Origin of the sequence: Streptomyces sp. XY431 (genome assembly GCF_001279805.1) — a bacterium.
Lineage (GTDB): Bacteria > Actinomycetota > Actinomycetes > Streptomycetales > Streptomycetaceae > Kitasatospora > Kitasatospora purpeofusca.
The window spans coordinates 29,448-50,200 of the sequence record NZ_LGDO01000518.1 but is presented as its reverse complement, the minus strand read 5'-3'; the positions used below and the strand labels follow the sequence as shown (position 1 = coordinate 50,200).

At 73.5% G+C, this 20,753-nt stretch carries 23 protein-coding genes; 8 read left to right on the top strand and 15 right to left on the bottom strand.

What is annotated here, in order from left to right:
• Nucleotide 1 precedes the first annotated feature (1 nt).
• The 5 genes from ADK60_RS39165 to ADK60_RS39145 form a co-directional block, all read right to left on the bottom strand.
• The gene (locus ADK60_RS39165; RefSeq protein WP_053651672.1) at nt 2–484 is read right to left on the bottom strand and encodes an SRPBCC family protein; all 483 of its coding nucleotides are present in this window, start codon (nt 482–484) and stop codon (nt 2–4) included.
• 3 nt (nt 485–487) lie between these two features.
• Nucleotides 488–757 carry an acyl carrier protein gene (locus tag ADK60_RS39160; protein WP_030301380.1) on the bottom strand — a complete coding sequence of 90 codons (270 nt, stop codon included), beginning with the start codon at nt 755–757 and terminating at the stop codon, nt 488–490.
• A gap of 109 nt (nt 758–866) precedes the next feature.
• Nucleotides 867–1,199, bottom strand: coding sequence for a TcmI family type II polyketide cyclase (locus ADK60_RS39155; RefSeq protein WP_030396592.1), 333 nt, complete (start codon nt 1,197–1,199; stop codon nt 867–869).
• Between the two features lie 115 nt (nt 1,200–1,314).
• A complete protein-coding gene (locus ADK60_RS39150) occupies nt 1,315–1,770 on the bottom strand; it encodes an ester cyclase (protein ID WP_030396593.1) in 456 nt (151 codons plus the stop codon).
• 148 nt (nt 1,771–1,918) lie between these two features.
• Entirely contained in the window at nt 1,919–2,383 is a 465-nt protein-coding gene (locus tag ADK60_RS39145) for an anthrone oxygenase family protein (protein WP_231978553.1), read from the bottom strand.
• Nucleotides 2,384–2,792: 409 nt separating this feature from the next.
• On the opposite strand from ADK60_RS39145, the gene ADK60_RS39140 reads away from it, so the two are divergent.
• From ADK60_RS39140 to ADK60_RS39125, 4 genes are all read left to right on the top strand, one after another.
• Nucleotides 2,793–3,920 (top strand): amidohydrolase family protein, encoded by a 1,128-nt coding sequence (locus ADK60_RS39140; RefSeq protein WP_053651671.1) that lies wholly within the window; start codon nt 2,793–2,795, stop codon nt 3,918–3,920.
• A 156-nt stretch (nt 3,921–4,076) separates the two neighbouring features.
• Nucleotides 4,077–5,084 (top strand): SDR family NAD(P)-dependent oxidoreductase, encoded by a 1,008-nt coding sequence (locus ADK60_RS39135; RefSeq protein WP_234371471.1) that lies wholly within the window; start codon nt 4,077–4,079, stop codon nt 5,082–5,084.
• 68 nt (nt 5,085–5,152) lie between these two features.
• Nucleotides 5,153–5,533 (top strand): SchA/CurD-like domain-containing protein, encoded by a 381-nt coding sequence (locus ADK60_RS39130; protein WP_030396597.1) that lies wholly within the window; start codon nt 5,153–5,155, stop codon nt 5,531–5,533.
• A gap of 5 nt (nt 5,534–5,538) precedes the next feature.
• A complete protein-coding gene (locus tag ADK60_RS39125) occupies nt 5,539–6,411 on the top strand; it encodes an LLM class flavin-dependent oxidoreductase (protein ID WP_045942352.1) in 873 nt (290 codons plus the stop codon).
• Between the two features lie 215 nt (nt 6,412–6,626).
• Here the strand turns inward: ADK60_RS39125 and ADK60_RS39120 are convergent, their stop codons facing one another.
• From ADK60_RS39120 to ADK60_RS39105, 4 genes are all read right to left on the bottom strand, one after another.
• Nucleotides 6,627–7,262, bottom strand: coding sequence for a TetR/AcrR family transcriptional regulator (locus ADK60_RS39120; protein ID WP_045942347.1), 636 nt, complete (start codon nt 7,260–7,262; stop codon nt 6,627–6,629).
• A 185-nt stretch (nt 7,263–7,447) separates the two neighbouring features.
• Nucleotides 7,448–7,954 (bottom strand): quercetin 2,3-dioxygenase, encoded by a 507-nt coding sequence (locus tag ADK60_RS39115; RefSeq protein WP_030396600.1) that lies wholly within the window; start codon nt 7,952–7,954, stop codon nt 7,448–7,450.
• A 71-nt stretch (nt 7,955–8,025) separates the two neighbouring features.
• A complete protein-coding gene (locus tag ADK60_RS39110) occupies nt 8,026–9,015 on the bottom strand; it encodes an alpha-ketoacid dehydrogenase subunit beta (RefSeq protein ID WP_045942348.1) in 990 nt (329 codons plus the stop codon).
• Nucleotides 9,016–9,037: 22 nt separating this feature from the next.
• Nucleotides 9,038–10,024 (bottom strand): thiamine pyrophosphate-dependent dehydrogenase E1 component subunit alpha, encoded by a 987-nt coding sequence (locus tag ADK60_RS39105; protein ID WP_045942349.1) that lies wholly within the window; start codon nt 10,022–10,024, stop codon nt 9,038–9,040.
• 422 nt (nt 10,025–10,446) lie between these two features.
• On the opposite strand from ADK60_RS39105, the gene ADK60_RS39100 reads away from it, so the two are divergent.
• Both ADK60_RS39100 and ADK60_RS39095 read left to right on the top strand, forming a co-directional pair.
• On the top strand, nt 10,447–11,286 hold the full coding sequence (locus ADK60_RS39100) for a sensor histidine kinase (RefSeq protein WP_052709497.1): 840 nt from the start codon (nt 10,447–10,449) through the stop codon (nt 11,284–11,286).
• Between the two features lie 131 nt (nt 11,287–11,417).
• Complete coding sequence (locus ADK60_RS39095) at nt 11,418–12,074, top strand: response regulator (RefSeq protein ID WP_045943132.1); 657 nt, start codon at nt 11,418–11,420, stop codon at nt 12,072–12,074.
• A 205-nt stretch (nt 12,075–12,279) separates the two neighbouring features.
• Here the strand turns inward: ADK60_RS39095 and ADK60_RS39090 are convergent, their stop codons facing one another.
• On the bottom strand, nt 12,280–12,549 hold the full coding sequence (locus ADK60_RS39090) for a DUF6059 family protein (protein ID WP_045943131.1): 270 nt from the start codon (nt 12,547–12,549) through the stop codon (nt 12,280–12,282).
• A 201-nt stretch (nt 12,550–12,750) separates the two neighbouring features.
• Nucleotides 12,751–13,773, bottom strand: a complete 1,023-nt coding sequence (locus ADK60_RS39085; protein WP_053651669.1) for a medium chain dehydrogenase/reductase family protein — start codon at nt 13,771–13,773, stop codon at nt 12,751–12,753.
• A 169-nt stretch (nt 13,774–13,942) separates the two neighbouring features.
• Here ADK60_RS39085 and ADK60_RS39080 point away from each other — a divergent pair, with 169 nt between their 5' ends.
• Entirely contained in the window at nt 13,943–14,572 is a 630-nt protein-coding gene (locus ADK60_RS39080) for a TetR/AcrR family transcriptional regulator (RefSeq protein ID WP_045943129.1), read from the top strand.
• A gap of 371 nt (nt 14,573–14,943) precedes the next feature.
• Here the strand turns inward: ADK60_RS39080 and ADK60_RS39075 are convergent, their stop codons facing one another.
• Nucleotides 14,944–15,651: a hypothetical protein gene (locus tag ADK60_RS39075; protein WP_030396608.1), complete on the bottom strand. Its 708-nt coding sequence runs from the start codon at nt 15,649–15,651 to the stop codon at nt 14,944–14,946.
• Nucleotides 15,652–15,786: 135 nt separating this feature from the next.
• Here ADK60_RS39075 and ADK60_RS39070 point away from each other — a divergent pair, with 135 nt between their 5' ends.
• Nucleotides 15,787–16,302 (top strand): MarR family winged helix-turn-helix transcriptional regulator, encoded by a 516-nt coding sequence (locus ADK60_RS39070; protein WP_045943128.1) that lies wholly within the window; start codon nt 15,787–15,789, stop codon nt 16,300–16,302.
• Between the two features lie 73 nt (nt 16,303–16,375).
• Here the strand turns inward: ADK60_RS39070 and ADK60_RS39065 are convergent, their stop codons facing one another.
• The 3 genes from ADK60_RS39065 to ADK60_RS39055 form a co-directional block, all read right to left on the bottom strand.
• Nucleotides 16,376–17,569, bottom strand: a complete 1,194-nt coding sequence (locus ADK60_RS39065) for an RtcB family protein (RefSeq protein ID WP_053651667.1) — start codon at nt 17,567–17,569, stop codon at nt 16,376–16,378.
• Between the two features lie 347 nt (nt 17,570–17,916).
• Entirely contained in the window at nt 17,917–19,308 is a 1,392-nt protein-coding gene (locus tag ADK60_RS39060) for a M16 family metallopeptidase (protein ID WP_045943126.1), read from the bottom strand.
• Nucleotides 19,305–20,663 (bottom strand): M16 family metallopeptidase, encoded by a 1,359-nt coding sequence (locus ADK60_RS39055; RefSeq protein WP_053651665.1) that lies wholly within the window; start codon nt 20,661–20,663, stop codon nt 19,305–19,307. Before ADK60_RS39055 ends, ADK60_RS39060 begins: the two co-directional genes overlap by 4 nt.
• Nucleotides 20,664–20,753 lie beyond the last annotated feature (90 nt).

The following is a 20,753-nucleotide window of genomic DNA, read 5'->3' as shown; positions in this document are numbered from 1 at the left end:
CTCACTCCTTTTCGGCGGGGACGGCGGTGGAACCGGCGGCGAGGGCCTCGACCTTCTGCCGGATGATCTCCAGCTGCACGGGCGAGTTGATGTTCAGCCGCTCGGTCATGCCCTGGTCGTCGACCGGGGCGACGGGCTTCATGGAGAAGTCCTGGATCCAGGTCATCCGGACGCCGCCCTCGGGCAGCTCCTCGTACCGCCAGTGGATCTGCATGTAGGCGAACGGGCCGGTCTCCACCCGGTGGGCGTGGACGGTGCGGTCGGCGACGTTGACGGTGCGGTCGCTGACCCAGCTCCAGATCCGGCCCTCCTCGTCCGGGTGCATGGTGAGCCGGAACCGGACGGTCTCGCCACGGCGCTCGACGATCTCGGCGGACGCGTACTCGGTGAACAGATCCGGCCAGCCGGCGACGTCGTTGGTGACGTCCCAGACGAGCTTGAGCGGGGCCTGGATGACAATGCTGTTCTCGGTGTGTCCGGCCATCGCTCAGCCCACCGCCCCGGCGGTCTGCAGCTCGGCGACGATCTGGTCGACGCTGAGGGCGACGGCGCCGTCCGGGACCTTCAGGCCGTAACGGTCGGCGATCACCGCCTCCAGCTCCAGCACGGCCAGCGAGTCGAGGCCGAGCTCCTCCAGGGGGACGTGCCGGGAGCCCTCGAACACGTCCGGCGCCGCGCCGGCGCTGGTGATGAGGACGTTCTCGATCTCCTCCGCGGTGACGACCGTGGTCGTCCCGCCGGCCTGGTGGTCGGTCATGGTGCTGCCTCTCGTTTCTCCGGTGTAGGGACTGCTCCTGGGCCCCGCGGCGCGGCCGTCCGGGGTGAACGGGCCCCCGTTCGGCCGGCGCCGCCGGCGGAGGGCGGGCTCACCGACCGCCGGTGCCGGACTCCCAGGTGTAGAAGCACTGGGCGACCGCGTCCTGCGGCGAACGCCAGGTGGGCAGGTAGGGGGAGATGAACGGGGTGAGCCGTTCGCTGACCCGGGCGAACTCCGGGTGGCGGCGGGCGGCGTCGACCGCCTCCTGACCCGGGTCGTCGGTCTCCAGCAGGTGGACGTAGGCATCGCCGAGCTTGTACAGCGAGCGGTGGGTGACGCCGGCGAGACGGGGAAGTTCGGTCTCGTCGGACTCACCGAACACGCGGGCGACGTCGCCCTCCGCGCCGGGCAGCATCCGGGCGATGATCAGTGTGCGGTGCATGCGGGCTCCCCTCGGGGTACGGGCTCTCTCGGACTCTCTCGGACTCTCTCGGACTCTCTCGGACTCTCTCGGACTCTCGGCGGGCTCTTCCGGGCCGGTGTTCGGCGCCGCGGCTTCAGTGCTGCGGGCGGCCGACCGGCTGGATGGCGCCGATGTCGAGCAGGATCCGGGGCACGTTGTCGCCGATCCAGGACTCGACGACGCGGCCGTCGACGATCCGGTGGCAGGACATCTCGTGCACGGTGACCGGCTTGCCGGTCGGCGGGATGTCGAACAGCTGGCCCTGGTGGGTGCCGCGGGTGGTGAACCGGGCGTAGACGCGGTCGCCGTCGCCGGCCACGTCCTCCACGGTCACGTTGACGTCCGGGAAGGCGTTGCGCCAGAGCAGCACGGCCTGCCGGAAGGAGTCCGGGCCGGGGGGCATCGGGGGCAGGCCGGGGGCGTGCACCACGTAGTCCTCGGCGAAGCGGTCACCGATGGCGGAGAGGTCGCCGTCGTTGAACGCCCGCTCGGTCAGCTCGCGGATGAGGGCCTTGTTGGCCTCCACCGCGCTCTCGGTGGACGAGGTCATGACAGTCCTTTGCTCGGCGGACGGCCCCGGCCGGTGCGCGGCCGAGGGCGGTCCGGGTGGGCGTGGGGCGGCGGCCGGTCCTGGGTACGGGGAGGCTCCGGGAGCCGGCCGGTGCGCACTGCGGCGCGAGGTGCGGGGAGCGGACCGGTCAGATGAGCGAGGCGAGGACGAAGCAGGCCGCCGCGCCGATCGCGCCCATGGTCCGGGTCTCGTGCGCCAGGTGCCAGCGGCGGCGCTTGCCGCGCCACGCGGCATCGGTGTCGCGGTACGGGCTCCAGCGCTCGATCTGGCGCCAGATCGGCCGGTTGACACCCTCGGAGGCGACCGCGACGGTCGCCATGCCGACGGTGCCGGCCGCGTACAGCACCTTGGCCACCTTGCTCTCCGACCGGACGGCCTTGGTGGCGCCGACAGCGGCGGTGGCCAGGCCGTTCCAGAAGGCGATCGGGTGGAACACGTGCATGTCGATCAGCTGGCAGGTGTTGACGTACCGGTCGTAGGGCAGGGAGTTGAGCATCGGCAGGATCGAGGTCTTCATGATCCAGAGCGTGCCGAGCTGAACGCTGGACGAGGTAACCAACCAGACGTCCGAATTATCCTTCATGTCCTTCATATCGATTCCTCGAATCGATCCGGGATCGCGGAATGTCCGCCGCGTCGATGCGGCGAACCGGGGCGGGGTCGCCCGATGCGAGAGACACGGGACCCCGGGGGCCGGGGCATCTCGGCCCCCGGGGCTGCCCCGCCGCCTCATCCTTGCCGCCGGGCGGTCCCAGTGTCAGGAGGCATCCGTCTCCACCGGGCTGGGACGTCGCCCCGGCCGTCACGGACCGCGTCCCGGCCGTTCCGGGCCGTCCGCCCAGCCGGTTCGTTGCACCAACCTCCCGGATTCCGGGCCATGTTGACGCGCCCACCGGACGCACCCTACGGTGCGAGCGGGCACTCACTCACCGAGAGCCCAGGGCCCGCGACCACCCCGCCGTGCCGACCGGCCGGCGGACATCCCAGGAGGTGCCGAGCCGATGACGATCGATGTGCACGGCCACATCACGTCGCCCGAACTCTTCCGCCGCTTCCCCATGCCGCCGAGCCTCGTCGACGTCGACGGCATGGTGGAGCTCAAGGCGGCGGCCGGGATCACCATGTCCCTGGTCGGCAGTCCCGTCGGCGCGGGCACCATGGTGCGCACGCCCGGGCTGGACAACTACCGCCAGCCGCTGGACACCCTCGAACGCTTCCACGACTGGCTGGGCGAGCAGGTCCGGGCCCGGCCCGCGGCGCTGCGCGGCTACGTCTACACCAACCCGCTCGGCTCCGACGCCGAACTCGCTGCCGCCGCCAAGCGGTTGGAGCAGGACGAATTCGTCGGACTGATGGTCAACTCCAGCATCGAGGGGCGGTTCCTGGACACTCCGCAGGCCGACGCCTTCTTCGCGATGGCCGCGCAGTACCGCACCCCGGTGATGCTGCACCCGCCGGCCGAACCGGCCGGGGCCGGGGAGCTCGACGACCTGCGGCTGGTCGAGCAGATCGCCCGGCCGTGCGACGTCACGCTGGGGACGGCGGCGGTGCTGTTCGCCGGGTGGCTGGAGAAGTACCCGGAACTGCGGATCGTCGCCCCGGTCTGCGGCGGCGGGCTGCCGCTGCTGCTGGAGCGGCTGGAGCTGGCCCGGCGGATGCCGGTCACCTTCGGCCGGCCGGGCGCGGTCCCGGGCGGGCCTCCCGGCGGTGCGCCGGGCGGACCTCCGGCCGGCGCTCCCGGCGGGCCTCCGCCGGGGGTCGGCGGTCCCGGGGCCGGCGGTCCCGGCGGACCAGGGACCGGTGGGCCGGGCAGGCCGGGGGGACCCGGCGGACCGGGAGGCCCGGGCGCCGCGCCGACCGGGCCCGTCGTCCCGCCGCTGGCCGAGGCCCTGCGCCGGGTCTTCGTCGACACCGCGACCCCGAGCCTGCGGGCCGTGGCCGCCGCCGTCGACGCCTTCGGGGCCGGCAACGTCATGTTCGGCACCGACTCCCCGCCGATGAGCGCGCCGCTGGACGCCTCGCTGGCCCGGTTGGACGGGCTCGGCCTGGCCCCGGCCGATGTCGCGCGGATCCGGCACGACAACGCCGCCGGGCTGTTCGGCCTGCCCGGCGCACCCGACGCGAACTGAATCCGGTCCCGCCCGCACCGGGCGGGACCGGACCCGACGCCGGCCGAGCGGACCCGGACAGCACCGGGCCCGGGCTCATCACCACCCCCGGCGTCCCCCGATCCGACGCCCCGTCGGATTCCCCGCACCACCGACACGCGACAGGGAGGTGCTGTCATGACGGCAGCCGCACCGACCCCACCGTCCGGGCCGCCCGGCGGACGCCCCGGCGGCGGACCGCCCCCCGGCGCCGGCGGACCGCCCCCTGGCTTCGGCGGGCCACCCCCGGGGGCCGGCGGGCCGCCGCCGGGATTCGGAGGACCGCCCGCCGGCTTCGGCGGCCCCCCGCCGGGAGCCAGCGGGCCGCCCCCCGGCTTCGCCGCCCCGCCCCGACCTGCACCCGAACGCGTCCCCGCCGACCGGGAGTTCCTCGGCAGCCGGGTCCTGCTGGTCGGCGGCTACGGCAGCATCGGCGCCGCCGTCGCCGAGGACCTCGCCGCCCAGGGCGCCCGGGTCGCGGTGGCCGGCCGTTCGCTGAAGAAGGCCGAGGAGACCGCCGAGCGGCTCGCGCCGCTGGCCGCCCGCGGCGGCACGGTGGCGCCCCACGCCGTGGACGTCGCCGACCGCGCCGACGTGGACCGGCTGGTGGCGGCCGTGACCGCCGACTGGGGCGGCATCGACGTCCTGGTGAACTGCGCCAGCGCGCTGGTCACCGTCGGCGCCGAGGAGATCTCCGAGGAGGACTGGCGCACCATCGTCGACACCAACCTGCTGGGCGCCTTCTGGCTCTCCCAGTCGGTCGGCCGGGCGATGATCGCGGCCGGCGGCGGCCGGATCGTCCACCTCTCCTCGGTGCGCGGCAAGTTCGGCGCCCGGCGCGGCTTCAGCGCCTACGGCGCCAGCAAGGCCGGACTGGACCTGCTGGTCAAGCAGCTGGCCGCGGAATGGGGCCGGCACGGGATCGCGGTCAACGCGGTCGCCCCCGGCTTCGTCCGCACCGACTTCGTCCAGGAGAACGCGAGCAACCCGGAGTTCATGCGGATGGTGCTCGGCCGGATCCCGCTGGGCCGCACCGCCGAACTGCACGAGGTGGCCGACGCGGTCACCTTCCTCGCCTCGCCGCGGGCCGGCTTCATCAGCGGCCAGGTGCTGTACGTGGACGGCGGCGTCACCACCAGCCAGTGAGACCCCGCCCGCACCGCCCCACACCCACCGACGGGCCGAGCCCGGCCCGGAGAACCCAGGAGACGACCATGAGCACGTGGCACGCGCTGTACTACCCGCTGCTGCCGGGCAGCGAGGACATCGTCAAGGACCTGTTCCGCAAGAGCGGCCGCCCGGACTTCGACGTCAAGAGCCCCGACGGCACCGTGGTCGGCAAGCTCCTCGGCACCCAGGCCTTCGTCGGCAAGGAACTGGCCGTCCGGGTGATCGAGATCGAGGGCCCGCTGCCGCTGGTCGCCGCGCACATGAGCCAGCAGCCCGCCGTCCGCGAGTTCGAGCGGGAGCTGGAGAAGCACCTCGCCGTCCCGCGCGACATGACCAGCCGTGAGGGCGCGCAGGCGTTCTTCCGGCTGGCCTCGATGGAGAACGTGCTCTCCCGCCGCCACGACCAGCCGCTCGAAGGCGAGTGAACGCGATGAAGATCGGAATCGGACTCCCCACCTCGCTGGCCGGTGCGGCCGGCGCCGACGTGGTCGCCTGGGCCCGGCTCGCCGAGCAGGCCGGCTACTCCACCCTCGGCACCATCGACCGTCTGGTGCACAGCAGTTGGGAACCGCTCACCACGCTGGCCGCGGCCGCCGCGGTGACCGAGCGGATCGGCCTGGCGACCAGCATCCTGATCTCGCCGCTGCGCGCCAACACCGCGCTGCTGGCCAAGCAGGCGGCCACCGTGGACCGGCTCTCCGGCGGCCGGCTCACCCTCGGCATGGCGGTCGGCTCGCGGCCGGACGACTTCGAGGTCGGCCAGGTGGAGAAGGCCGGCCGCGGCGCCCGGACCGGCACCCAGGTGGCCGAGCTGCGGCGGCACTGGGCCGACGCGCAGTCCGGCCGGGAGCCCTCGGTCGGACCGGCCCCGATCCGGCCGAACGGGCCGGAGCTGATCCTCGGCGGGCACTCCCCGGCCGCGCTGTCCCGGGCGGCCCGGCTGGGCGACGGGTGGATCGGCGGCGGCACCGGCCCGATCATGTTCGCCCAGGGCGCCCAGGCGCTGCGCGAGCAGTGGGCGGCCGAGGGCCGGGAGGGGGCACCCCGACTGGTGGCGCTCGCCTACTTCGCGCTCGGCGCGGACGGCACCAAGCACACCGAGGGGTACCTGCGGTCGTACTACCGCGACGCCGGGCCGTTCGTCGAGCACATCCTGCGCGGCGCGGCCGACAACCCCGGCAAGCTGCGCGGGCTGGTCGGCAAGTACGCCGAGTCGGGCTGCGACGAGCTGCTGCTGATGCCCTGCGCCGGGGACCTCGGCCAGGTCGAGGCGGCGGCCCAGGTGCTGGGGCTCCAGGGCTGACCACGGCGGGAGCGCGGGGAGGGGCGGGCGGCCACGGGCCGTCCGCCCCTCCCCGTTGCCGCACGCCCGCGCGGAGTCCGGTCCCGGGCGTGCGAAGCCGGCACCGGCGCGGATCCGGTCCCGGGCGTGCGAAAAGCCCGTCGCCCGGCGGTTCTCGCCGGGCGACAGGCCACTCCGCGGTTCGGCGGGCCCGGTGGTTCAGCGGGCCCGGTGGTTCAGCGGGCCTTGGCGCGGCCCCGCGCCGGCGCCGGCGCCGACTGGGCCGGGGCCAGCGTCCGCCAGAGCTGCCGGACGAAGGCCTCCGCCTCCCGCAGCGGCTCCGACCCGGTGCCCGGGGCGGCGAACACGCCCCCGTAGGCGGCCAGGTAGCAGGCGCCGAGCAGGAGTTGGGAGGACGCCACCGGATCCGCGTCCCGGCTGACCAGATCGGTCCGCTGGGCCCGGCGCAGGTAGTCGGCCAGCAGCTCGACGGCCCGGTGCGGCCCGGCGTTGTTGGCCTGCATCCACTCCCGGTGGCGGTCGAGCAGCTTGGGCTCGGCGAAGACGGACAGCAGCATCGGCATCGACGCGCGGTAGAACGCGAGCGCCTCCTCCGCCACCTGCTGGAGGGACGCCCGCACCTCGCCCTCGCTGCCGATCTCCTCCGGCAGCGCCCGCAGCACCGGCAGCAGGCCGGGCAGCCGCTCGGCGAGGACGGCCAGGAAGACGTCCTCCTTGCTGCGGAAGTGCCGGTAGATGGTGCCCTCGGAGCAGCCCGCCACCTCGGCGATCTCCTTGGTGGTGCAGCGGGCCAGGCCGAGGTCACGGATCACCCGCTCGGCGGCGTCGACGATCTGCTCGCGCATACTCATGAAGGCTCCGAAGGAACGGGGCGGCCGGCTTCCGAGCGGGCCGCGGCTGCGGAGGGGCACCCGAAGGATAGCGTGCAGGTGAGTACCCGCTCACCTCTTTCGCCGGGCACCCCGAACGGCGCGCCGGCCCCGCCGCCCACGAGGGGCGCCGGGGCCGGCGAGGCAGGCTTCAGCGGTGGCACCGCTCAGCGCGGCGGCCCGGCGGGCCCGCCGACACCGGGCGGCGGCCCGACCAGCTGCACGCCGAGCGGCGCCAGCTCACCGAGCAGCCGGGCGAAGTCCGGCGGGCCCTGGAGCGGCGGCGGCAGCTCCAGGCTGGTGGCCGGCTCGCCGGTCTTGAAGAACCACTCCTCGAAACCGGCCGGGGTGCCGAGCACCAGGAAGCGGGTGCCCTCGGTCTCCACCCGGTACTGGTGCGCGATGCCGCGCGGCGCGAAGACCGTGGCGCCCGGGCCGACCTTGTGCTCGTCGTCGCCGATCCGCAGCACCATCTCACCCTCCTGGACGATGAAGAACTCGTCCTCGCGGGTGTGCAGGTGGACCGGCGAGGCGTAGCCCGCCGGGGAGAGCTGCTCGGCGAGCCAGAACTGTCCATTGGTCTCGGCGCCGGTCGCCTTGAACTGGAGCAGCGCGCCCACGTGCCAGATGGCGCGGCCCTCGTCGGGCTGCTTCACGAACGGTTGGGACGTCACTCGGTTCCTCCTCGGTCGGCGGGCCCTCGTTCGGGGCCCGGCAGCACAGCGGTACGGAAACTGATCGATCGTCAGCGCGGCTGGACGGCCGCGTCCTTCACCAGGCCGGTGGCGCGCACGGCGGCGGCCACCTGGTCCGGGCCGGGGGCGAAGGCGTCCTCCAGCTCGGGGCTGAACGGCACCGGCGCGTGCGGCCCGGTGACCATCCTGACCGGCCCGCGCAGGGCGGCGAAACGGTCCTGCGCGACCTGCGCGGCGATGTCGGTGGCCAGGCTGCAGCGCGGGTGGGCCTCGTCCACCACGACCAGCCGCCCGGTCCGCTCGACGCTGCCGTAGATGGTCGAGGTGTCCAGCGGCGACAGGGTCCGGGGGTCGATCACCTCGATCTGCACGCCCTCGGCGGCCAGCTGCTCGGCGGCGGCGAGCGCGACCGACACCATCCGGCCGATCGCGACCACCGTGCAGTCGGTGCCGGGCCGGACCACCTTGGCCGAGCCGAACGGGATCGCGTACGGCTCCTCGGGCACACCGCCGGGCACGAAGTAGAGCATCTTGTGCTCCAGGAACAGCACCGGGTCGTCGTCCACCAGCGCCTGCGCCATCAGCCCCTTGGCGTCGTACGGGTTGGACGGCGCGACCACCTTGAGGCCGGGCAGGTGGACGAAGAGCGGGTGCAGCGCCTGCGAGTGCTGGGCGCCGCGGCGCAGGCCGGTGCCCCACATCGCGCGCAGCACCAGCGGCACCGAGATCCGGCCGCCGGCCATGTAGCGCAGCTTGGCGGCCTGGTTGGCGATCTGGTCGAAGGCGACGGTGGCGAAGTCGATGAACAGCAGGTCGACCACCGGCCGCAGTCCGGTCGCGGCGGCGCCGACCGCGGCGCCGACGAAGGCCGCCTCGGTGATCGGCATGTCGAGCACCCGGTCCGGGAACTCCAGGTGGAGGCCCTTGGTCGGGCCCCAGGCATTGGTGCTGTCCTCGCCCATCAGAACCACCGAGCGATCGAAGCGCATCTGCTGCGCCAGCGCCTCGCCGATGGCCTGCTGGTAGGTGATCGTGCGCATGGGACTCCCTCCTCGGAGCGGGTCAGCGGGTGTAGACGTGGTCGAGCAGGGTGCGCGGGTCGGCCGTGAAGGGCTCCGAGGCGGCCGCGACGGCTGCCTCGACCAGGGCGGTCGCGTCCCGGTCGACCCGGTCCAGCTCGAAGGCGGCGGGTCCGGCCACGGTGCCGTCGGCGATCCGGGAGCGGAGCAGCAGCAGCGGGTCGGACTCGGTGCGCAGCCGCTCCGGGTCGGCGTCCGGCCGGTAGGACTGGTCGTCCCAGAGCTCCATGTGGCCGTGGAAGCGCTCGGCCCGGAACTCCAGCACGGTCGGGCCCTCGCCGGCCCGTGCGCGCCGGACCGCCTCGGCGGTGGCGGCGTGCACGGCGATCACGTCGTAGCCGTCCACCACCGCGCCGGGGATCCCGAAGCCGGCCGCGCGCTGGGCCATGTCGGTGCCGGAGAAGTGGGCGGCGGCCGGGGTCGCCTGGGCGTAGCCGTTGTTCTCGATCGCGAAGATCACCGGCAGGTCGAGCATCCGGGCCAGCACCAGGCTCTCCAGCACGGCGCCCTGGTTGGCACCGCCGTCGCCGGTGAAGGCCACCGACACCTGGCCGGTGCCCTGCTGACGGGCCGTCAGTGCGGCCCCGCAGGCGAGCGGGACGCCGCCGCCGGCCAGGCCGTTGGCGCCGAGCATGCCGCGGTCGAAGTCCGCGATGTGCATCGAGCCGCCCTTGCCGCCGCAGATCCCGTCCGGCCGGCCGTACAACTCCTTCATCATCGCCTCGACGTCGCAGCCCTTGGCGATCGCGTGACCGTGGCCGCGGTGGGTGCTGGCGAGGTAGTCGTCCGGGGCGAGGGCCGCGCAGACACCAGCTGCGACGGCCTCCTGCCCGCTGTAGAGGTGGACCGCGCCGGGGAGGCTCTTCGCCAGTCCGTGCAGACGGTCCTCGAAGGCCCGGATCACACTCATCGTGCGGTAGATCTCGACGATCTGGTCCAACGTCAGATCGGTGGTGCGGGATGTGCCCATGGGGTCGCCTCCTCGGCTCTCCGGGGGACGGCCGGCGGGGCGCCGCGCGCCTCGTTCGCCGGTCTCGCTCGTGGCCCGACTCCATGAGGGTAAGTGCTCACTCACATGGGTGCAACCAAGTGTCCGAATCCGTCACCGCCCCCTCCCCCACCCGGCCCTCCCACCCTTGCGCCCTGCGCAACCACGCCCCTAAGGTCTTGTCCCGGGTGGATTGGGATCACGGCATGGAAACGAACGACGGACCGATACTCAGAGGTCCGCCGTGCCTGTTTTCGGACATGCCCGAGGAATTCCATTTCCCCGCGCCAGGAACGCCCGTGCACAGTGGGTAAGACGCGAGCGACGGGGGGATCTCAGGAACCATGCTGGACCAGATACTCAAATCCTCCGGCAGGGCCGACCGAAGACCGACAAACCTGGCCATGAGCGGCGTCGGAGCGCTCGCTACGCGCGGTGAACGGAACACCTCCGACCGGATCGGTCGGCTGGTGAACACCCTGCTCGGGCTGGTCACCGGCCTCGGCGCAGCCGGCCTGCCACCGGCGCAGCCACGGCCCCGACCGGCCGGAACGCCGGTCGACGAAGCGGAGTCCGGCTGTCCGGCCGCCGCCGCCCGACTCGACGAACGCCGCCGTGTCCGCAGGGAGTTGCACGACTCACTGGCGCCCAGGCTGGCCGCTCTGCACATGCGCATGGAACTCGCCGGTATCGACCTGACCGGCGACGCCGACCAGGCCCCGGCCCTGCTGGCCCAGGCCCGGGAGGATGTCAGCACCGCGATCGCGGATGTCCGACAGGTGATCCGGGACCTCGACACCTCCGAGCCCCGGACCGTCGCCGCCGCCGGCACACTGCGCCAGTTCCTGCACCGGCAGGCCCGCGCCTTCGAGGAGGCCGGGGCCGGCCGGCTCCGGGTCGTCACCGAGCTCCCGGCCGTGCTGGACGATTTTCCGACACGTGTCCAAAAAGAATTGAAGAACATCTCCGGCGAGGCCGTCGCGAATGTCGTCCGGCATGCCGGGGCATCGTTCTGCCGGATCTCCGCGTCGATCGGCCCGGAGGGCCTCGTCCTTTCCATCGAGGACGATGGGATCGGCATTTCCGGCGACGCGGTCGGCGGAATCGGACTTCCTTCGATGTGCCTGCGCACCAGAGAACTCGGCGGCTTTTTCTCGATCGGGACCAGGGCCCCGCACGGCACCGTGGTCCGGGTCCGGCTGCCCCACTCGGCGCTCGTCGACGGCACCCACCGGCTCGACTGACCGCCCTCGTCCTCCCTCCCCCGCCACCGGCGGCCACGGACTCCGTGCCCGACCGACCCGTGCCGTTTCCCTGTGTCCCCGTGCGCCCACCGAGTTGACCGTGTTCCCTCACCCTCCCCTTAGGAGCCCCCATGGATCCGGCCGTACCTCGAAACCTCCGCATCCTGGTCGTCGACGACCATGAGCTGTTCCGGGCGGGTTTGCGCCAACTCCTCGACCGGATCGACTCACTGACGGTGGTGGGCGAGGCCTCCAGCGGGGCCGACGTGCTCTCCGCGGTGGAGCGGCTCGCGCCGGACGTCGTACTGATGGACATCAGCATGCCCGGCACCGACGGCATCGAGGCGACCCGGACCCTGCTCGCCCGCCACCCCCGGGTGGCGGTGGTGATGCTGACGGCCGACGACAACGACGACTCCATCGTCTCGGCGGTCCGCGCGGGCGCGCGGGGCTACCTGGTCAAGGGCGCGGGCCTGGACGACGTCCGCCGGGCGATCACCGCGGTCAGCCAGGGCGGGGCGCTGTTCGGCCCGGAGGCCGCCGCCCACCTGCTGGCCCAGGTGCGCCGGCCGGCTCCGGAGCGCGAGCCGTTCCCCGACCTGACCCCCCGGGAGATGGCGGTCCTGACCATGCTGGCCGACGGCCGCAACAACGCGCACATCGCCAATGAGTTCGGGCTCTCCATGAAGACGGTGCGCAACTACCTCTCCCGGATCTTCAGCAAGCTCCAGGTGGCCGACCGCGCCGAGGCCGCCGTCCGGGCCCGGCGGGCCGGGCTCGGCAGCTAGGGCCCGGCGCCGGTCACTCCCGGCCCGGGCCGATCCGGGCCGGGCCGGCCGATTCGTTTTGGGCCGATCCGGCCGATCCGATCCGATCCGGCCGATCCGGGCCGATCCGATCCGGGCCGATCCGGGCCGATCCGGGCAGCCGTTCGCTCCCGGGTCCGAGCCGGTCGAGGGAACGGGCGCCCGGGGCCGGGCCGCAGGGGCCCGGTCAGCGCTCCAGCAGCTGCGCCCAGAGTTCCTCCTCGCGCCGGCTCAGCGGCTCGGCCGGCGCCGAGGTCCGTTCCGGGTGCCACTCCGGCACCCCCACCGGAGGCAGCACGTCCTCCGGCTTCCGCGCCCCCGGCAGGGCGGACGGCGAGGTCATCGCCCCCATCGCCAGACCGAGCCAGATCAGCCCGTCCGCCAGGTAGCGGCCGCCCCGCCGCATCCAGCGGCGCAGCAGCAGACGGCGGTGGGCACGGCGCAGGGCGGTTCGCATCGGGGAGCCTCCGACGGGACGGCAACGGGGGGAAGCGGTGCTACCGCCATCCTGCGGACCGGCCGTCCCACCGTCATGGGTCGGGAATCCCCAACACGCTGGGAACCTTTCCTGCCCCGTCCCCGGCCGCCGCCCCCCTGACCGGGGACAGGAGTACGGCGGCCCGGGCGCGCCCCGTGCCCTGGAGGCGCGCCCCTTCGGTCAGGCCGCGGCCGGGACGAGCACGATCTTCCCGGTGATCGCGGCGGTCTCCATCGCCCGGTGCGCGTCCGCCGCCTCCTCCAGCGGCATGGTGCGGCCCACCCGCGGCTTGACCAGGCCCTTCTGCAGCAGCTCCAGCACGGTCGCGAGGTCCTGCTGGTACGCGGCCGGGTGGGACTTCTCCAGACTCCAGGCGTTGTAGAACAACGTCCGCTTGCCGTCCGGGACCAGCTTCGGCAGCACGATGCCGCCCAGGAAACCCTGGGCGCCGGTCAGCAGGTCCCGCTGGTTGCCGCGCAGCGCGGCGTTCTGGCCGAAGCCGACCATCACGCCGCCGCGCCGCACCGCCTGGTACGAGCGGAGGAAGTGCGGGCCGCCGATCGGGTCGAACACCGCGTCCACCGCGCCGCCCGGCAGGCCGCGCACCACCCGGCGGAAGTCCTCGGCGTCCCGGTCGATCGGGCGGCCGCCGAGCGCCCGCACCTGGTCGGCCCGGGCGGCGGAGCAGGTGCCGTAGACGGTGACCCCGGCGAGCGCGGCCAGCTCCAGGAAGGCGGTGCCGACGCCGCCGGACGCCCCGTGCACCAGGACGGTGCTGCCCTGCCGGACCTCGGCCACCCGGTGCAGCATCTGCTGGGCGATGAAGTAGTTCAGCGCGAGCGCCGAAGCCTCCACCGGGTCGACGCCCTCGGGCAGCGGGACCAGCCGGTTGGCGGCCACCAGCGCGTACTCCGCGTAGCCGCCGCTGCGCACCAACGCGACCACCCGGGTGCCCGGTTCGGGGGCCCTGGTGCCCGGTCCGACCTGGTCCACCACCCCCACCAGGTCGTATCCGGGGGTGAAGGGCCGCTTGGGCCCGCCGGGGATCACGCCGGCACGGAGCAGAATGTCACCGTAGGAGACGCCGGCGGCGAGCACCCGGACCCGGACCTGGCCGACGGCCGGTGCCGGGAGTTCGTCGCTGGACAGCCTCAGGACCTCGGCTCCGCCGAGCCTCGGCACACTCACATGGCGGTACCTCATCGTGGCCTCCGCAGTATGGGGGATGTCGTGATGGGAGTGGCGCCGGTCCTCTGCGGGGGGCGGGCACGGGAGGCGGACACCGCCGCACCGTTCCCTGCCCCCGTATTTTTATATAGACTGAGTGTACAATGAATGTGATAGCACCCGCCTCAGGAGACGTCAACAGCCCATGAGCCCACGCCAGTACCGAGCCGGCCAACGCCAGGTAGCCGCCGAACAGACCCGCACCCGCATTCTGGAGGCGGCCTGCGAGCTGCTCACCGGGGAGAAGGGCCCGGCCTCGTTCAGCATGGACGCCGTCGCCAAGACCGCCGGAGTGGCGCGGATGACCGTCTACTACCAGTTCGACTCGAAGACCGGCCTGCTGGAGGCACTCTTCGACGATCTGGCCCAGCGCGGCGGAATGGCCAGGATGCCCGCGGCATTCATGGCCCCCAGCGGCCGCGAGGCGCTCACCGCGCTGCTCGACGTGCTGAACGGCTTCTACGCCTCCGGCCGGGTCGCCCTGCGCCGGCTGCGCGGCCTGGGAATCCTCGACCCGGAACTCGACACCGCACTGCAGAGCCGCAGCGAGCGGCGGCGCGGCGGCCTCCAGGTGGTCCTCAACCGGCTGCTCGCCGACCGGGGCGCCGAGGTCGACGAGGCCGGGCTCGACGAACTGGTGGAGATGCTGTTCATGCTGACCAGCTTCGAGACCTTCGACCTGCTGGCCGGCCCCGGCGGCGAGAGCGATCCGGTCGCCCGCCGTGTCGAGGAGCTGATTCTCGCCGTTCTCGACCGCCGTCTGACGGCGGCCTGACAGCCGGGCGGCTCCCTCGCCCATGACTCAGGGGTCCGTCGAGCGGACCCCCTTCACCTGCGTCACTCCCGCACCATGCGCGTCCGCCCCCCGGACCGCACCGCACCACCCCGCCGCCGGCCGGCGACCCCCCTCCGGTCGCCGTACGACGGTAGGCGGCGCGGCGGCCTTCCTCCCCAGGACACCGCCGCGCCGCCCTCCCTTTTCCTCACGAGCCCTGCGGCCCGCTCGGTAGCGACCGGGTCCGCCGCGCCTCCCGGCGCCGCGCCCCCGCCGCCCGCCCCCGACCGGGACGGCCCTGCCCCGGAGCACCACCAACGGGGGTCCGGGCCGTCACCGCGCCGGAGCAGTCAGAAACACCGGGTACCCGGTCAGGCCGGGTCGACCTCGGCGCCCGGCGTGCGGCGCGGACGCTGCTTGGGCAGGATCACGCTGGCCGCGATGAGCCAGATCAGGCCGCCGAAGCGGGCGATCGGCAGGAAGAAGCCGAGGCTGGTGGAGAGCAGGGCCAGGGTGCCCAGCACGCCGATCCCGGCGAGCACCAGGCCGGCCCAGGCGAAGCCCTTCGGCCCGAAGCCGAGCAGCAGCATCGGCACGGCCACCCCGGCCAGCATCACGGCGAACGGCACCACGTGCCCGGGCCCGCCGGAGGCGAAGGTGAGGTCGGCCAGCGAGCGGGCCAGCGAGGCGTCGCCGAGGTCCCCGGACCGGGAGGCGGCCCAGACGGTGAGGCCGCACAGCGCCATCGCGGCGGAGGCGAGCACTCCGGACACCAGCGCGATGCCGGGGCCGGGAGCGGTGACGCCCAGGCGGCGCAGCCGCTGGTAGACGATCGCGGCCCAGACCGCGAGCGGCAGCGAGGCGGCGAACTGCAGCGTCCCGGACACCTTGGCGGCGGTCGCGTGGTCCTTGTAGTAGGCGAGGGTGTCGGCCGCCGAATCGGTGGGCAGCGGGGTCTGCCGGGCCAGCACGATGGACACCACCATCAGCGCCGCGAACGCCACGGCGGGGAGCAGCAAGGGGGGACCTGACTGCTGTCGCCGGGCGGAGGCGGCCGGCACCGCAGATGTCGTGGTCATGAGGGGCACTCCAGTCGAAAACGGGTCGATGGGTGGTCCGGAGGCCGACGACGGTCGGGTCGGCACCGACGCCGGTAGTTCCTTGTCCAGAATAGTTCACCCGGGGACATCATTGTCCACTGGTATCGTGTTTCCATGACCGAATCTCCCGACCGCGCCCCGTCGCCCCATCCGGGACCGCAGGGAGCCCAAGTCGCATTTCTGCTGTCCCAGTTGGGTGAGCACGCCTCGCAGGCCTTCGCCCGGCGGGTCGCCGAGCTGGATCTCACCCCGGCCCAGGCGGGTCTGCTCCGGGCGGTCAGCCTGGCCCCCGGCCAGCACCAGCAGGAGCTCGCCCGGCGGCTCGGCATGTCGCCGAGCCGGTTCGTGGCCTTCATCGACGCCATCGAGGAACGCGGACTCGTCGAGCGCCGGCGCAACCCCAAGGACCGCCGGTTCCAGGACCTCTACCTCGCGCCCAAGGGCGAGGAGGCGATGCGCGGGCTCGCCGAAGCGGCGCTCGCCCACGAGGAGGCCCTCTGCACCGGCCTCGACCCGCAGGAACGTATCGCCCTGGCCGGACTGCTGCGCCGGATCGCCGAGGCGCAGCAGCTCACCGCCGGGGTGCACCCCGGTTACCGGCGGCTGAACCCCCGGCGCGACAGCGTCTGAGCGGCCGGGTCCGGGCACGCGAAAGCCCCCGGCCGACGGCCGGGGGCTTCGTACGGCGGGCGCCGGAGGGCTCTCAGCCCTTGACGCAGACCACCTGCTTCAGGTGCGCCACGACCTCGACGAGGTCCCGCTGCTGCTCGATCACCTTCTCGATCGACTTGTAGGCGCCCGGGATCTCGTCCACCACCCCGGCGTCCTTGCGGCACTCCACGCCCGCGGTCTGCTCGACCAGGTCGCTGGTGCTGAACCGCTTCTTCGCGGCGGTGCGGCTCATCTTCCGGCCGGCGCCGTGCGAGGCCGAGTTGAACGACGCCTCGTTGCCCAGCCCGCGCACGATGTACGACCCGGTGCCCATCGAGCCCGGGATGATCCCGTAGTCACCGGCCCCGGCCCGGATCGCACCCTTGCGGGTGACCAGCAGGTCGACGCCGTCGTAGCACTCCTCCGCGACGTAGTTGTGGTGGCAGCTGATCACCTGGTCGAAGGCGACCTTCGCCCGGGGGAACTCGCGCCGGACCACGTCCTGGAACAGTGCCATCATCAGCGCCCGGTTGCGCTTGGCGTACTCCTGCGCCCAGAAGAGGTCCTGCCGGTACGCGGCCATCTGCGGGGTGTCCGCGATGAACACCGCGAGGTCACGGTCGATCAGGCCCTGGTTGTGCGGCAGCGACCGCGCCACGCCCATGTGGTGCTCCGCCAGCTCCTTGCCGATGTTGCGCGAGCCCGAGTGCAGCATCAGCCAGACCGCGCCGGTGTCGTCGATGCACACCTCGATGAAGTGGTTGCCGCCGCCGAGCGTCGCCATCTGCTGGGCCGCCCGGTCCCGGCGCCACTTCACCTCGGACGCGACCCCGTCGAACCGCTGCCAGAAGTCGTCCCAGCCCCCGGTCGGGGCGCCGTGCAGCTTGCCCGGGTCGACCGGGTCGGTGTGCAGACCGCGCCCGACCGGGATGGTCCGCTCGATCTGCGAGCGCAGCCGCGACAGGTCGTCCGGCAGGTCCTTCGCGGTGAGCGAGGTCTTCACCGCGCTCATCCCGCAGCCGATGTCCACGCCGACCGCGGCCGGGCAGACGGCGCCGCGCATGGCGATCACCGAACCCACGGTCGCCCCCTTGCCCAGGTGGACGTCGGGCATCACGGCGAGCCCGTGCAGCCAGGGCAGCGAGCTGATGTTGCGCAGCTGCTGCATGGCCTGGCCCTCGACGGTGGCCGGGTCGGTCCACATCCGGATCGGAGTCCGGACGCCGGGTACCTCGGTGTACGACATGGTTCAACGACCTCCTGGGGTCGGACGGTTCAAGCGTAGGCGGGTGCCGCGCGAAAGACCCGGCGCGGTTCGGGGACGTCAGTGGGGGCGGCGGCGCTCGGCCGACGCGGGAGCGGTGCTCAGACCGCGAGGGGGCATCGGGAGGACAGTCTCGGGGAGCACTGTCGATAGGGCTCGACCCGCATGGTGACCGCCTCCTCTCCGTGTGTGCACCGGTTGCCGGGGATATCTAGCCATGCACCGCACCACCCCGGCAAGGGAATTAACGCCGGCACGCGAAAGGGCCCGGCGGAGCGTCGTAACGCTCCACCGGGCCCTCGGGGTCCGCTGCCGGACCGGGCGCCGGATCAGGCCCCGATCACGGTCACCTCGCCGATGCCCAGCTCACGCACCTGCTCCGCGAACGCCGAGGCGTCGCCGACCAGGACCGTCACCAGCCGGTCCGGCGGGAAGGCGCTCACCACGGCCTCGGTGGCGGCGGCGGTCGACAGCTCGGCCAGCTGCCGGTAGACCTCGGCCTGGAAGTCGTCCGCCAGGTACTGCTCGACCTGGTCGGCCAGGGTGCCGGCCACCGAACCCGCCGTCTCGTACTTCAGCGGCGCCACCCCGACCAGGAACTGCACCGCCTCGTCGCGCTCCGCGTCGGTGAGCCCCTCCGCGGCCAGCGTGCGCAGGATGGTCCAGGTGTCGGCCAGTGCCGGGGCGGTGGAGGCGGTGTCCACCGAGCCGCTGATCGCCAGCATGGCGCGCCCGCTGCCGTCGGGGACCGAGCGCAGCGGCTGCGCGAACGCCCGCACGCCGTAGGTGTAGCCCTTCTCCTCCCGCAGCACCCGGTCCAGCCGGGAGGTGAGGGTGCCGCCCAGGCAGTAGGTGCCGAGGATCTGCGCGGCCCAGGCCGGGTCGTGCCGGTCCGGGCCGATCCGCCCGATCAGCAGCTGGGTCTGCACCGAACCGGGCCGGTCCACGATGATCACCCGGCCGGTGTCGTCACCGGTCACCGGGGCGTGCACGGCCGGCGCGGCCGGGGCGCCCTTCCAGCCGCCGAGGGTGGACTCCAGCAGGGCCGGCAGATCGGTGCCGGTGAGGTCGCCGACCACCACCACGGTGGTGGTGGCGGGCCGCACATGCCCCTCGTAGAAGGCCCGGACGGCGGCCCGGTCGATGGTCTTGACCGTCTCGGCGGTGCCGCCGCGCGGGCGGGAGAGCCGGTCGGCGGCGTCGAACAGCGAGGCGTAGAGCGCCTTGGCGGCCCGTCGGGCCGGGTTGGCCTGCTCGTGCACGATCTCGTCCAGCCGGTTGGCGACCAGCCGCTCGATCTCGTCCTCCGGCAGCGCCGGGCTGCCGAGCGCGGCGGCCAGCAGGTCCAGGCCGCGGGCCAGCCGGGAGGCCGGGACCTCCAGCGAGACCCGGATGCACGGGTGGTCGGCGTGCGCGTCCAGGGTGGCGCCGGCCCGCTCCAGCTCGGCCGCGAACTCCTCGGCGGTCAGCGTGTCGGTGCCCTCGCTGAGCGCCCGGGCCAGGATCGAGGCGACGCCGTCCAGGCCCTCCGGCTCGGCGGCGAGCGGGGCGTCGAGCAGCACGTCGACGGCCACCAGCTGCTGGCCGGGGCGGTGGCAGTGCAGCACCGTGATGCCGTTGCCGAGCGCGGCGCGCTCCGGCGCCGGGAACGCCCACGGGGTGGGCGTGCCGGGCTGGGGCTGCTCGTGGAAAGTCATGGCGGGGACGTACTCGGTGCTCATACGGCGGCGCCCTCCTCGTCGGTCTCGGCGGTGGCAGCGGTGTCGGCGGCGGTGTCCTCGGCCGGGGTCGGCTCGTACACCAGGACCGCCCGGTTCTGCGGGTGCAGCCGGGCCGCGGCGACGGCCCGCACCTCCTCGGCGGTGACGTCGAGGACCTTCGGCAGCGCCTCGTTCAGCAGCTTCGGGTCGCCGAACAGCACGGCGTAGCGGCAGAGTTCGTCGGCCCGGCCGGCCACCGTGGTGAGCCGGTCCAGCCACTCCCGCTCGATCTGCGCCTGGGCGCGCTCCAGTTCGGCCGGGGTCGGGCCCTCGGCCGCGAACCGGGCCAGCTCCTCGTCGACGGCCGCCTCGATCTGCTCGACGGTGGCGTCGCCCGAGGTCTTGACGTCCAGCCAGCCCAGGCTCGGCGCGCCGGACAGCCGCAGCAGGCCGAAGCCCGCGGCGACGGCGGTGCGGTCCCGGCGGACCAGCCGGTTGTACAGCCGGCTGGACTCGCCGCTGCCGAGGACGGTCAGCGCCAGGTCGGCGGCGTCCGCCTCGCGGGTGCCGTCGTGCGGCAGCCGGTAGGCGGCCATCAGCGCACGGGAGGGCACGTCCTCGCGGATCAGCTCGCGGATCTCCCGGCCGATGCTCTCCGGCAGGGCGCCGTCGCGCGGCGGCTGCTTGCCGTCGTGCGCGGGGATGCTGCCGAAGTACTTCTCCACCCAGGCGATCGCCTGCTCCGGGTCGATGTCGCCGACCACCGAGAGCACCGCGTTGTTGGGCGCGTAGTACGTGCGGAAGAACGCCCGGGCGTCCTCCAGGGTGGCCGCGTCCAGGTCGGCCATCGAGCCGATCGGGGTGTGGTGGTAGGGGTGGCCGTCCGGGAACGACAGCGCGGTGAGCCGCTCGAAGGCGGTCCCGTAGGGCACGTTGTCGTACCGCTGGCGGCGCTCGTTCTTCACCACGTCGCGCTGGTTCTCCATCGACGCGTCGTCGAGGGCGGCCAGCAGCGAGCCCATCCGGTCCGCCTCCAGCCAGAGCGCGAGCTCCAACTGGTGGGCCGGCATGGTCTCGAAGTAGTTGGTGCGCTCGAAGCTCGTGGTGCCGTTGAGCGAGCCGCCGGCGCCCTGGACGAGCTCGAAGTGCCCGTTGTTGGACACGTTGGCGGACCCCTGGAACATCAGGTGCTCGAACAGGTGGGCCAGCCCGGTGCGGCCCTTCACCTCGTGCCGGGAGCCCACGTCGTACCAGAGGCAGACCGCGGCCACCGGGGTCAGGTGGTCCTCGGAGAGGACGACGCGCAGGCCATTGGCCAGGCGGTGCTCGGTGATGGCGATGCCTCGCTGCTCGGAGGCGGGGGCCGGGTTGGCCATGCGCTCGGGTCCTTCCCGTCGTCGACGTCGGGGGTCTTTCGTGTGGCGTCCCCCATTGTGGTGCAACGCGCGAGCGCCGTGGATGTGTCC

What these genes read in the sequence shown, in the direction of transcription:
- ADK60_RS39165 (WP_053651672.1), bottom strand. Translation starts at nt 484, where the DNA reads ATGGCCGGACACACCGAGAACAGCATTGTCATCCAGGCCCCGCTCAAG.
- ADK60_RS39160 (WP_030301380.1), bottom strand. Translation starts at nt 757, where the DNA reads ATGACCGACCACCAGGCCGGCGGGACGACCACGGTCGTCACCGCGGAG.
- ADK60_RS39155 (WP_030396592.1), bottom strand. Translation starts at nt 1,199, where the DNA reads ATGCACCGCACACTGATCATCGCCCGGATGCTGCCCGGCGCGGAGGGC.
- ADK60_RS39150 (WP_030396593.1), bottom strand. Translation starts at nt 1,770, where the DNA reads ATGACCTCGTCCACCGAGAGCGCGGTGGAGGCCAACAAGGCCCTCATC.
- ADK60_RS39145 (WP_231978553.1), bottom strand. Translation starts at nt 2,383, where the DNA reads ATGAAGGACATGAAGGATAATTCGGACGTCTGGTTGGTTACCTCGTCC.
- ADK60_RS39140 (WP_053651671.1), top strand. Translation starts at nt 2,793, where the DNA reads ATGACGATCGATGTGCACGGCCACATCACGTCGCCCGAACTCTTCCGC.
- ADK60_RS39135 (WP_234371471.1), top strand. Translation starts at nt 4,077, where the DNA reads ATGACGGCAGCCGCACCGACCCCACCGTCCGGGCCGCCCGGCGGACGC.
- ADK60_RS39130 (WP_030396597.1), top strand. Translation starts at nt 5,153, where the DNA reads ATGAGCACGTGGCACGCGCTGTACTACCCGCTGCTGCCGGGCAGCGAG.
- ADK60_RS39125 (WP_045942352.1), top strand. Translation starts at nt 5,539, where the DNA reads ATGAAGATCGGAATCGGACTCCCCACCTCGCTGGCCGGTGCGGCCGGC.
- ADK60_RS39120 (WP_045942347.1), bottom strand. Translation starts at nt 7,262, where the DNA reads ATGAGTATGCGCGAGCAGATCGTCGACGCCGCCGAGCGGGTGATCCGT.
- ADK60_RS39110 (WP_045942348.1), bottom strand. Translation starts at nt 9,015, where the DNA reads ATGCGCACGATCACCTACCAGCAGGCCATCGGCGAGGCGCTGGCGCAG.
- ADK60_RS39105 (WP_045942349.1), bottom strand. Translation starts at nt 10,024, where the DNA reads ATGGGCACATCCCGCACCACCGATCTGACGTTGGACCAGATCGTCGAG.
- ADK60_RS39100 (WP_052709497.1), top strand. Translation starts at nt 10,447, where the DNA reads ATGAGCGGCGTCGGAGCGCTCGCTACGCGCGGTGAACGGAACACCTCC.
- ADK60_RS39095 (WP_045943132.1), top strand. Translation starts at nt 11,418, where the DNA reads ATGGATCCGGCCGTACCTCGAAACCTCCGCATCCTGGTCGTCGACGAC.
- ADK60_RS39090 (WP_045943131.1), bottom strand. Translation starts at nt 12,549, where the DNA reads ATGCGAACCGCCCTGCGCCGTGCCCACCGCCGTCTGCTGCTGCGCCGC.
- ADK60_RS39085 (WP_053651669.1), bottom strand. Translation starts at nt 13,773, where the DNA reads ATGAGGTACCGCCATGTGAGTGTGCCGAGGCTCGGCGGAGCCGAGGTC.
- ADK60_RS39080 (WP_045943129.1), top strand. Translation starts at nt 13,943, where the DNA reads ATGAGCCCACGCCAGTACCGAGCCGGCCAACGCCAGGTAGCCGCCGAA.
- ADK60_RS39075 (WP_030396608.1), bottom strand. Translation starts at nt 15,651, where the DNA reads ATGACCACGACATCTGCGGTGCCGGCCGCCTCCGCCCGGCGACAGCAG.
- ADK60_RS39070 (WP_045943128.1), top strand. Translation starts at nt 15,787, where the DNA reads ATGACCGAATCTCCCGACCGCGCCCCGTCGCCCCATCCGGGACCGCAG.
- ADK60_RS39065 (WP_053651667.1), bottom strand. Translation starts at nt 17,569, where the DNA reads ATGTCGTACACCGAGGTACCCGGCGTCCGGACTCCGATCCGGATGTGG.
- ADK60_RS39060 (WP_045943126.1), bottom strand. Translation starts at nt 19,308, where the DNA reads ATGAGCACCGAGTACGTCCCCGCCATGACTTTCCACGAGCAGCCCCAG.
- ADK60_RS39055 (WP_053651665.1), bottom strand. Translation starts at nt 20,663, where the DNA reads ATGGCCAACCCGGCCCCCGCCTCCGAGCAGCGAGGCATCGCCATCACC.